The sequence below is a fragment of the Ruegeria sp. O11 genome (assembly GCF_056535285.1).
Genome location: NZ_JBQERS010000011.1, coordinates 93520 through 104541, shown reverse-complemented (window position 1 = coordinate 104541; position 11022 = coordinate 93520). Strand labels below are relative to the sequence as shown.

Sequence of the window (11022 nt, the reverse complement as noted above, 5' to 3'; positions counted from 1 at the left end):
AAGATAGGTAGCGGTTACCGCACTTGCCAGAGCTTTCGCCCCCTTGCCCGACCGACCAAGGCGCGATACCAGCGCCCCATGCCCAGATACGCGCTGCAAGTCGAATACCAAGGGGAACCGTTCGCCGGATGGCAACGGCAGAAAGAACTGCCGTCGGTTCAGGGCGCGATCGAACTAGCGCTTTCGCGGATCGAACCCGGTGACCACACCATCGCAGCCGCCGGTCGTACGGATGCGGGTGTGCACGCGCTGGGGCAAGTGGCGCATTGCGATCTGGTTAAGGACTGGGACCCGTTCCGCCTGGCTGAGGCGTTGAATTATCACCTCAAGCCGCAGCCCGTTGCCATCGTGAAAGCCGCACGGGTGGATGATGACTGGCATGCGCGGTTCTCGGCGCTTGAGCGGCAATATCTGTTCCGCATCCTGATGCGCCGCGCGCCCGCTACCCATGACAAGGGGCAGGTCTGGCAGATCAATCATTCTCTGGACGTCGCGGCGATGCAGGCCGGGGCGGATTTGCTGATCGGGCGGCATGACTTCACCACCTTCCGATCCTCCATCTGCCAGGCCGCCAGCCCGGTCAAAACACTGGATGAGTTGCGGGTGGAACGGGTGCAGGGCTTCTCTGGCCCCGAAATCCACTTCCATGTTCGCGCCCGATCGTTCCTGCACAATCAGGTACGTAGCTTTGTTGGCACGTTGGAGCGTGTGGGAGCTAGGGCATGGACGCCTGAGGACGTTCGCGATGCGCTTGAGGCGGTTGACCGAGCGGCCTGTGGCCCGGTTTGCCCGCCGCAAGGATTGTATCTGGCAAGGGTCGGGTATCCAGAGCCGGTTTTCGACTAAGTCTACAAAGCCCGCAACAGCAACCCACTAGCAATCACGGCGATGATAAGACCCGCCACCAGTTCGATGGTCGGAGCCAGCACCGATGCAAAGCGCGTGGCCGAGGCAGAGGCCAATAAACCGCCACGCAACCCAAAAGACGTCCAACCGACCAAAGTGGTGACAGTTGCGGTGCCTAAAGCCATGGCGAATGCGCCCGCGATGCCGACCATTGCGATACCCATCTGCCATGTCAGGATCAGCACGAACAACGCGCCGGTACAGGGGCGCGCGGCTATGCCAGCGATCAGGATCAACGCCTCGCGCAGGCTGCCCACCTGAGCGACCTCATCGGCAGTCGGGCCGTGGCGGTGGCCGCAGTCAGCGCAAACTTCGTGGTCGTGATGATGGTGGTCATGATCATGCGCACGGTGATGGTGGTCGTGCGTATGCGATGTCTGGCTTTTGCGATGCCGTACAAAGCTGCGCAGCGCGCGAAAGATCAACCACAAGCCGATTACCGCAATCATGCCATAGCTGATCGGCGCCATGACCTGTTCGGTCGTGCCTACCAACGTCTCGCGCGACATCTGGAACACGAGAACACCCGCATAAACCAACACGATTGCCGTGACTGCTTGACCCAGACTAGACAAAACACTGATCGCGGATAGTCGCCAAAACGCGACACGACGGCCCAACCCGTACCCTCCGATTAAAACCTTGCCATGACCTGGTCCAATGGCGTGGAAAAAACCATAGGCGAAACAGACGGTCAGTAGCGTCGCGATAGCTTCGGGCTGCTCGGCCCGGGCCGCGCGCAAGGCGCGGGCGATCTGGTTCTGGAACTCCCGCTGCTCACCAGCCGCCCATGCAGCCAGATGGTCAAAGCCACCGCTGCCCCAGAACCAAAGGAGCAACCCGCAAGCGATGACGACGGGAACGATCAGGTATTTGGACATGAAAGTCTGATCTCAGTTGCGAATTTCTCACCAACCAGAGGGATGTCATTCTCCTCGAGGTCATAGTCGGCATCGAGTGTCCGTAAAAACGCCTGCATCTGCGCCAGTTCTGCGTCAATGTCCGGATCGCTCCGATCAATCTGACAGATGACAGGACCCGAAACCGTCACAGGCCGGGTCACCTCGTAGGCGGTGTAAAAGCTCTCATCAAAGGCTTTGATCGACAGGTCACTTGCCGGAACGGGCGTGCCTTCTACCGAGCGCAAATGCGTGGTCACGATACGTGCATCTTCAGTCGTCGCTTGTGGCTCTAGCGGGCCAGACAGGGGGATCACGGTCTCGCCCATACGAATGACCAAATCGCCATTGTACCCTTCAACCCATTGCGCATCGAAGCCGCTTAGAAATTTTTCTTCCTCTTCGGTCAGCACGCCATCGCCGTCCTGATCCAATCTCATGTCTTCCAGCACCAGCAGCGAATAGAATTCATCATAGGCCCAGGTCACACGCACATGGGTCAGGTTGCCTGCGTCATCGACGACGAACTCCAGTCCCGTGTCGATAAAGACGTGCGGGTGGGCCAAAACCGGAAATGGCAGACAGCAGGTTAGAAGGGTCGCAATCCAACGCATAGCGTAAAGATAGGGTGCGGGGCAGGCATCGGCAATCCGGTTCCCCAGAGTATCGCTGATTCCAGCCGAGTTAATTGGGCGGAAACAGAACCAGAGTCTGTAGCGCCGTTCCCACAGGTCCCTGCGTGTCAAACAAAACCGACTGCGACATACCAATCCCCGACGGCTGCCAGTGCGAAATCGAATCGGAGGCCAGCCAGTCTGAGGTGGGCTCTCGATGGACTTGTATCGTCAGATCGGTGTTCATGAATCCCATCTCGGTCGTGGGCGCATTCCATGATATGCCATTACCACAATCCGCGAGCGGGCAGAGCGCCTGTATCGGCGAGGGATCTTCGCCATCAACCAAGGTGGGCGTGCGCATCCACACGATTTTGGGACCAGCGCCCTGATTGCCGCCGGCTGGATAGCCAATTTCTGAGTGATGGGCAAAACCAGGCAGATCATGCCGCATTTCACCGATTGGAAATGGGCCATCGACGACATCTTCCAATCGCGGTGCAGGCAGGTCGACATTGGGAACAGACCCAAGGTCCCTGCGCACCACATGCATGGTAGTTGCCGTTGCACAAAGCGTATCATCTAGGTCATGAACGGTGACGCGTGTGGTCGCCAGCGTTTTTGTGTGGCGCGTGGTCTCCGCCGCGACCCGCAAACCGGTCAAAGGCAGCGGGCGCAGCAAATTGACCGTGAGACGGGTCAACATCTTATCTGGTCCGACCTCGGTCTCGGCCGCTCGCACAATCAGGCCACTGACTGGCCCCGCATGACAGTGATCTGCTGACCAAGGCCCGCGCGCGGGATCATTGCCGACAAACTCACCTTGCGTATTCTGATGAAAATACGCCTGCCCCAACACATCCGATATCATCGCGGTTGCTTCTGCCTCAGACTTTTTCTTGCGTGTATTTCTTTAGTTCGGCACGGGCGACCTGGCGACGATGCACCGCGTCGGGTCCATCCGCCAAACGCAAGGTGCGTACATGGGTCCACGCGTTGGCCAAAGGTGTATCCTGGCTGATCCCTTGCGCGCCAAACATCTGCACAGCTTCGTCGATCACCTTCAGCGCTATTTTGGGCGCCACGACCTTGATCTGGCTGATCCAAGGGGCCGCCGCCCGCGCATCGCCCTGATCCATGTACCATGCCGCCTTTAGGCACAGCAGTCGGGCCATTTCGATCTCCATCCGACATTCGGCAATGATGTCGTAATTGGCGCCCAGTTGCGCCAGCTTCTTCCCGAATGCTTGGCGTTGCAGTGACCGCTTGCACATCTGTTCCAATGCGGCTTCGGCCTGACCGATGGCGCGCATGCAATGATGAATGCGACCCGGCCCCAGACGACCCTGCGCGATCTCGAACCCGCGCCCCTCGCCCAGCAGGATGTTCTCAGCTGGAACCCGTACATCTGTGAAACGGATATGCATGTGACCATGAGGTGCATCGTCGTGGCCGTAGACTTCCATCGGCCGCAATATCTCGATGCCAGGCGTGCCTGCTGGCACCACGATCATCGACTGGCGCTGGTGCTTCTGCAGATCATCTCCGCCCGTTTTGACCATCACGATATAGACCTTGCAGCGCGGATCACCTGCCCCGGAAGACCACCATTTCTCACCATTCAGAATGTAGTCAGCACCGTCCCGCACACAGGACATCGAGATATTCGTTGCATCCGACGACGCCACATCCGGTTCGGTCATCAGATAGGCCGACCTGATCTGGCCATCGAGCAACGGCTTCAGCCACTGTTCCTTCATCGCGTCCGAGCCGTAGCGCTCAAAGACCTCCATATTCCCGGTATCAGGTGCTGAGCAGTTAAATACTTCAGCCCCCAAAGGGGTCTTACCCATTTCTTCGGCAAAATAGGCGTACTCAACTGTACTGAGGCCAAAGCCCTTATCACTGTCCGTCAGCCAGAAGTTCCACAGCCCTGCCGCTTTGGCCTTGTCCTTTAGACCTTCGAGGATTTCGGCCTGACGCTCGGTGTATTGCCAGCGATCGCCTTTGTTGATCTCCGTATGATACTCCTGTTCAAGCGGCATGACCTCATCCCGGATCATATCAGCAACACGTTGCAACAAGGCGCGATTTTCATCGCGCAGTCCGAATGTCATGGTCATGTATAGTCCTCTCTACAGCACCGCGCGCACCCGACGCTTGGGTCCGAGGATGGCTCAGCACCTATGACACTGTCCAGTTGGGTGACGGAACGTCATTCAGATAAAACGATACCATACACTGCATCACAGTGAGGTGCCTGAGGTCGCGGCAGAAATTCTCGATTGGATCGGGCGTAGATACATGAGGTCAGACGCCGACCCAGTGACAGCCTTTAAGGTGCCAGTATCCAGTTACCATCGGCAGTTCTGCAACGGCGTGTTCTGATATCCCGAGCCTGTTCCGCGCCTTCGGGCTGCACAATATGCTGGAGTATTACGCAATTATTCTGAACGCTGTGAACCCGGATCGTCCCTTTTGAGCCTGTATCTTGATTAAGCCAAGCCCTCTCTTGCCCAACCGAGGGCGAACCTGAGGACAACAACGCATTCGAGGTGGCGCTTAGCACTTCGAAATCCGCGGGGCTCAACCCCATTTCCGCGATGATTCGGGAAATCGGTTTGGCCTGAGCGATTCCACTCGAACCCAGTAATAGAACGGTAACGAGCGCTGAATAAAAGAAGGCTTTCATTATGGGGCCTCGCCGATCTGAACAACTTTCACGCTCATAGATATACCTCTGTGCGTGTGTGGCCAAGCCCAACTTGGTCACCTTCAAATTATCCCGAACAAACCTATTGCAAGGCGGGTGCTAGGTCCCTCAGCCCGTTCGCCTCATATTATCCCAAGACGAACCAGAGGCATTTGATGACACATCCAAAATACTATGCACCTACAGGCGGTCACCCGGGGCAAGAGCAGTTATTGACTGACCGCGCCATGTTCACCGACGCCTATGCGGTTATCCCGAAAGGCACGATGCGCGACATCGTCACCAGCTTTCTTCCTTTCTGGGAAGGGACACGCCTGTGGGTTCTTTCGCGGCCTCTGAGTGGGTTTGCAGAGACATTCTCGCAATACATCATGGAGGTTCAGCCCAGTGGCGGCAGTGATACTCCGGAAACAGACCCAAACGCACAAGGTGTGATTTTTGTAGTCGAAGGCTCTGTAACCCTGACGTTGAACCAAGCGGAGCACATACTTGAGACCGGAGGATATGCTTATATCCCACCTGGAAGTGACTGGGCCCTACACAATCGCGCCGATTCCGTTGCCCGGTTCCATTGGGTTCGCAAAGCCTATCAGGCCGTGCCCGGCCTGCCAGCCCCTGATCCGATCATCACCAACGAATGCGATGTGGCGCCCGTCGAGATGCCCGGCACCAAAGGGCGTTGGTCTACCACGCGTTTTACCGATCCGCATGACCTGCGGCATGATATGCATGTCAACATCGTCAATTTCGAGCCCGGTGGCGTAATCCCATTTGCAGAAACCCATGTGATGGAACACGGCCTTTACGTGCTGGAGGGCAAGGCGGTTTATCGACTCAATCAGGATTGGGTCGAGGTCGAGGCCGGAGATTATATGTGGCTGCGCGCTTTCTGCCCCCAAGCCTGCTATGCGGGTGGTCCGGGTCGGTTCCGATATCTGCTATATAAAGATGTAAATCGGCATATGCCTCTCTCGGTTCCCTCGCGATAGACGACCATAGCGTTAATGTCCGGTATAGGGGTTCACAGAATCGCTGGAATCTGATGAAATTACGTAAGTTTTCAGCACTGGAGATTGTTCAATGTTACTGCGCGGTACGATGATTGCACTGGTTGCCACCCTTGGCCTTTCGGCGTTCAACGCCGAGCCGGTCGCAGCCAAGGAAGAAACCAAGTCCGTTTTCGTCATGAGCCGTACCTGGGCGGTGACGCAGGTCTCGGACGCGCCTGTGGTCTATCGGGCCACGCGGGACAACAACAATCTGAACCCCTTTGGCCCCCCGCCACGTCTGCGCACCATTCAGGCGATGGCTGCGATACAGCAGGCGACCGGATGCAAGGCGATCTATTCCAGCATGTATCAGAACATCTCGGGCCAGTTCTTTTCACAGGTCAGCTGCAACTGAAATTGGTACAATACTTTGATTGAGATCGCATGATCTGCCTGCCATAGCTTGCGCATGAAACTTGCGATCAACGGATTCGGCCGTATCGGCCGCACCATCCTGCGACAGGTCCTAGGCCCGTCGCAGCATTCGGATATCGAGCTGGTGCTGATCAACGATATCGCACCGCTCGAAACCTGCGCATATCTGTTCAAGTACGACAGCACATTCGGACCTTATCCAGGTTCGGTGGCAGCCGAAGGTGGAGCATTGAACATCGATGGCCGGATTGTTCCAATGTCCCACAGCGCAGATTTGGCAAAGGTCGATCTGTCCGGCGTCGATGTCATGCTCGATTGCACCGGCATCGCGCGCACATCGGATGTTGCCAGCCGGGGATTGACTGCCGGGGCGGGCAAAGTGCTGATTTCCGGCCCCTCACCTGCTGCCGAGGTCACGGTTGTACTGGGTGCAAACGAAGATCAATTGGGCAACGCACGGATCGTGTCGAATGCGTCATGCACCACGAATGGGCTGGCACCGCTCGTCAAACTGATTGATGAAATCGGCGGGCTTGTGTCCGGGCACATGACCACGATCCACTGCTATACAAACAGCCAGCCTATGGTCGATGCGCCACGCGGGGATCTGGCTCGTTCGCGCGCTGGTGCGTTGTCGATGGTGCCCACGACCTCAAGCGCCACACATCTGATCGATGTTGTGCTGCCAAATCTTGCCGGTCGCATTTCAGGGGCTGCGGTGCGTGTTCCCACGGCCAGCGTATCTGCTGTCGATCTTGTCGCCACCCTTGAACGGGGCAAGAGCGCGGATCAGTTCGACCAAGCGTTTCGCAACGCGGTCGCAGCTTCTGCCGTACTGGGCTGGACCGATCTGCCCTTGGTATCATCTGATTTGCGCTCCCGTCCTGAATCACTCGTTTTGGCCGGGCCCGAGACGCGTATGATCGGAGAGAACCAAATCAGGGTCTTTGGTTGGTATGACAATGAATGGGGGTTTTCGGCCCGCATGCTGGATGTCGCACGCTTGATGGCCGAAGCGGGGTGACCCGCAGCGCTGCGTCGCGCTGCGGGATTGTTCATAGGCCTCATTCGTGAGGCAGGCTGCCAGAGCCGTGACCGGCCATTCCGCCAGAAACTTCCTCGGTCGATTCTTCTGCCAGCTCTTCAGGCAGGACCAGGTTCAGCACGATGGCGATCAGAGCCGCTGGCAGCAGGCCGCTTGTCATCAGAATGCGAAGCGTATCCGGCAGGTGCTGGACCGCACCAGGTTCCAGCTGCAACCCAAGACCAATCGACAGCGAGATCGCAAAGATCACCATGTTGCGGCGATTCCAATCCACGTCCGACAGCATCGAGATGCCTGCCGCAACCACCATGCCGAACATGACGATCACGCCGCCACCCAGCACTTCGATGGGTACTGTGCGAATGATCGCTCCGACCTTCGGCACGAGACCACACAGGATCAGGAACAAGGCCCCGCAGGTCACCACATGACGGCTCATGACGCCTGTCATCGCAATCAAGCCGACATTCTGGCTGAACGATGTATTCGGAAACCCGCCGAACATACCGGCGAGCGCAGTTCCAAAACCATCGGCATATGTTGCACCTTCGATCTCTTTGTCTGTCGCCTCGCGACCTGCACCACCCTTGGTGATCCCCGATACGTCACCGACGGTCTCAATGGCCGAGACGAAAGACATCAGACAGAATCCGATAATGGCCGCCAATGAGAACTCAAAGCCATATTTGAACGGGACTGGAAGTGCGAATGCCGAGGCCCGCGACCAGCTGTTGCCGATGGCTTCGAACGTCACCATGCCGACCATCAGCGCATAGACGTAGCCAACCGCCAATCCGACGAGTACGGCAGACACTGACAGCATACCACGCGCAAAGAACTTGAGGCCCAGCGTCACGACAACCACGACCAACGCCGCCGACCAGTTGAGCAGCGATCCGTATTCCGGAGTACCAATCGCAGGCACGCCACCAGCAGAATATTGAATGCCAACCTTGACCAGCGCCAAACCGATCATTGTCACGACAAGCCCGGTCACCAGCGGCGGAAGCGCAAAACGTATCTTGCCAATGAACAGGCCTAGAAAGGCGTGAAAAAGACCACCGATCAGGACGCCACCGAACAGTGCTGCCAAAGCATCCACACCCTTACCAGCGACAAGCGGGATCATGATGGGCAGAAAGGCAAAGCTTGTTCCCTGAACAATCGGCAGTGCCGCGCCAACTGGGCCCAGCGTCACAGTCTGCAACAAGGTTGCCAGACCCGCGAACAGCATCGACATTTGGATCAGGTAGAGCAGCTCAGGAAAATCGGGGGAATTGGATCCAAATCCAAACCCGGCGGCTCCGGCCACGATGATGGCCGGTGTAACGTTTGAAACAAACATCGCCAGCACATGCTGAATGCCCAGCGGTATCGCCTTGTGTAAGGCGGGCGTATAGTTCGGGTCCCGAAGTTGTTCGGGGGTCCCTATCGAAGTTTCGGCCATGATCTCATTGTCCTCCCTAAGATCCAATGGGGTTCTTACCGCTTCTTTGGCGGCTTCGTATTTGGATTCAGCGGTCGACCACCTCGTACGGAGTGCTGAACCAGTATTCTTCTAGATTTGGACCGTCCCCGATCCTATCGACGACCGCGAACAGGCCGGGCCCGTGCAGAGGAGTTAGAACCCCGTGCCAAGTGCCTCGGTGATAGTTCACAGCTTGTCCGGGGAGCGTGATGAAAGCCCTTGGTTGCCCGGGTTTTCCGCCCTCATCCGGTGCGACAATCACCAGAAAAGGCTGGTGAGTCATCGGAATAAAGGCCTGGCTGCCATCGGGATGACGCTCGACCATTTCCAGCCGGTAGGGCAATTCGCGCGGGTTGGCGTTAAACAGGCTAATACCGGCACGCGCGTTACCGAAATCCAGTTCAGCCCGGTCGTGATAACGGCCGCATTGGCCCTGATTGATCATCTTGTCAGGCTCACCTGAGATATCAATCAGATCGCCAAATGGCGCGAACGCTGCTGTCGAGATCGTTTCAGCGACAATCTGGGTCATGAGGGCAGCACATCGCGCAGACGGAATTCGGCGATCCGTTCGACCTGTCGGCATGCTTCAGCAAACTCGGTTTCGCGATCCTGTTCGATCCGCCGCTCAAATGCGCCCAGGATCGAGGCCTTGTTGTGGTCCCTAACGGCGATAATGAACGGAAAACCAAATTTTTCGGTGTAGCGCTGATTTAATTCGGTAAAGGTGGCGCGTTCGTCATCCGTCAGCGCATCGAGACCGGCCGAAGCCTGCTCAGACGTGCTTTCCTGTGTCAGCCGCTTGGCCTGCGCCAGTTTACCAGCAAGATCGGGGTGGGCCGTTAAAACACCCAGCCGTTCCTCGTCCGAGGCGGACCGGAACATGCGGGTCAAAGCATTGTGCAATCCACCCGCCGTGTCATGTGCCGCGCCCAGTTCCAGACCAAACGCACGCTCGGCGATCCATGCGGAATGCTCGAAGATACCTCCGTAAGCGGAGACAAATTCGTCGCGGCCCATCTGTGAGGGTTTTGGGCGCTCAGCCAGCGGGTGCGTTTCAGCCCAATGTTCCGCAATCTGCAATCGCGTTGCAAACCACACATCCGAGAACCCGAGCGCGTAATCCAGAAACCGTTTCAGCGCCATGACGCGTCCCGGACGCCCGATCAAGCGACAATGAAGACCAATCGACAGCATCTTGGGTGCGCCAGCTTCGCCTTCTGCATAAAGCGCATCGAAGCTGTCTTTCAGATAAGAATAGAACTGATCCCCGGCGTTGAACCCCTGCGGTGTGGCAAAGCGCATATCGTTGCAATCCAGCGTGTAGGGAACAATCAACTGATCCCGGCCACTGGTCTGCATCCAGTATGGAAGATCATCCGCATAGGTGTCCGCGACATAGGCAAAACCACCCTCTTCGGCGACCAGACGCACAGTGTTGTCCGAACAGCGCCCGGTGTACCAGCCACGCGGGCGATCCCCCACAACTTCGGTATGCAAGCGGATAGCTTCTGCAACCTGAGCCCGCTCTTCATCCTCGGGCATGTCCTTGTGCTCGACCCATTTCAGCCCGTGGCTGGCAATCTCCCACCCTGACGATTTCATTGCGGCCACCTGATCTGGCGAGCGCGCCAAAGCCGTCGCCACACCGTAGACAGTGATCGGCAGATCTTTCATCAACCGATGCAGGCGCCAGAATCCTGCCCGCGCGCCGTATTCATAGATCGATTCCATGTTCCAGTGACGCTGGCCCGGCCATTGCGCCGCCCCGACTATCTCGGACAAGAACGCCTCAGACGCAGCATCCCCATGCAGAACACAGTTTTCACCACCCTCTTCGTAGTTCAGCACGATCTGTACAGCCAGTTTCGCCCCGCCGGGCCATGCGGCGTCAGGCGGGTTGGCTCCATATCCGATCATATCGCGGGGGTAACGAGGCGGCTGCATAGGGTC

11 protein-coding genes are annotated in these 11022 nt (G+C 57.5%); 4 read left to right on the top strand and 7 right to left on the bottom strand.

Annotated elements, in window-relative coordinates:
• Positions 1 to 78 precede the first annotated feature (78 nt).
• Positions 79 to 846 (top strand): tRNA pseudouridine(38-40) synthase TruA, encoded by a 768-nt coding sequence (gene truA, locus ACRZ91_RS17255; RefSeq protein ID WP_480907344.1) that lies wholly within the window; start codon positions 79 to 81, stop codon positions 844 to 846.
• A gap of 2 nt (positions 847 to 848) precedes the next feature.
• Here the strand turns inward: truA and ACRZ91_RS17250 are convergent, their stop codons facing one another.
• From ACRZ91_RS17250 to ACRZ91_RS17235, 4 genes are all read right to left on the bottom strand, one after another.
• On the bottom strand, positions 849 to 1787 hold the full coding sequence (locus tag ACRZ91_RS17250; RefSeq protein WP_480907342.1) for a nickel/cobalt transporter: 939 nt from the start codon (positions 1785 to 1787) through the stop codon (positions 849 to 851).
• On the bottom strand, positions 1772 to 2419 hold the full coding sequence (locus ACRZ91_RS17245) for a DUF1007 family protein (RefSeq protein WP_480456767.1): 648 nt from the start codon (positions 2417 to 2419) through the stop codon (positions 1772 to 1774). Before ACRZ91_RS17245 ends, ACRZ91_RS17250 begins: the two co-directional genes overlap by 16 nt.
• Positions 2420 to 2489: 70 nt before the next feature.
• Positions 2490 to 3290, bottom strand: coding sequence for a thioesterase family protein (locus tag ACRZ91_RS17240; RefSeq protein WP_480907340.1), 801 nt, complete (start codon positions 3288 to 3290; stop codon positions 2490 to 2492).
• A gap of 16 nt (positions 3291 to 3306) precedes the next feature.
• Positions 3307 to 4542, bottom strand: coding sequence for an acyl-CoA dehydrogenase family protein (locus tag ACRZ91_RS17235; RefSeq protein ID WP_480907338.1), 1236 nt, complete (start codon positions 4540 to 4542; stop codon positions 3307 to 3309).
• Between the two features lie 745 nt (positions 4543 to 5287).
• On the opposite strand from ACRZ91_RS17235, the gene ACRZ91_RS17230 reads away from it, so the two are divergent.
• From ACRZ91_RS17230 to ACRZ91_RS17220, 3 genes are all read left to right on the top strand, one after another.
• On the top strand, positions 5288 to 6121 hold the full coding sequence (locus ACRZ91_RS17230) for a bifunctional allantoicase/(S)-ureidoglycine aminohydrolase (protein ID WP_480907336.1): 834 nt from the start codon (positions 5288 to 5290) through the stop codon (positions 6119 to 6121).
• Positions 6122 to 6212: 91 nt separating this feature from the next.
• Positions 6213 to 6536: a hypothetical protein gene (locus tag ACRZ91_RS17225; RefSeq protein WP_010438086.1), complete on the top strand. Its 324-nt coding sequence runs from the start codon at positions 6213 to 6215 to the stop codon at positions 6534 to 6536.
• 54 nt (positions 6537 to 6590) lie between these two features.
• The gene (locus ACRZ91_RS17220) at positions 6591 to 7580 is read left to right on the top strand and encodes a glyceraldehyde 3-phosphate dehydrogenase NAD-binding domain-containing protein (protein ID WP_170774870.1); all 990 of its coding nucleotides are present in this window, start codon (positions 6591 to 6593) and stop codon (positions 7578 to 7580) included.
• 40 nt (positions 7581 to 7620) lie between these two features.
• On the opposite strand, the gene ACRZ91_RS17215 is transcribed toward ACRZ91_RS17220, so the two are convergent.
• From ACRZ91_RS17215 to puuE, 3 genes are all read right to left on the bottom strand, one after another.
• Positions 7621 to 9048 (bottom strand): nucleobase:cation symporter-2 family protein, encoded by a 1428-nt coding sequence (locus ACRZ91_RS17215; protein ID WP_170774872.1) that lies wholly within the window; start codon positions 9046 to 9048, stop codon positions 7621 to 7623.
• A gap of 67 nt (positions 9049 to 9115) precedes the next feature.
• A complete protein-coding gene (locus tag ACRZ91_RS17210; RefSeq protein ID WP_480907334.1) occupies positions 9116 to 9601 on the bottom strand; it encodes an ureidoglycolate lyase in 486 nt (161 codons plus the stop codon).
• Positions 9598 to 11016, bottom strand: a complete 1419-nt coding sequence (puuE, locus tag ACRZ91_RS17205; protein WP_480907332.1) for an allantoinase PuuE — start codon at positions 11014 to 11016, stop codon at positions 9598 to 9600. Before puuE ends, ACRZ91_RS17210 begins: the two co-directional genes overlap by 4 nt.
• Between the last annotated feature and the right edge of the window lie 6 nt (positions 11017 to 11022).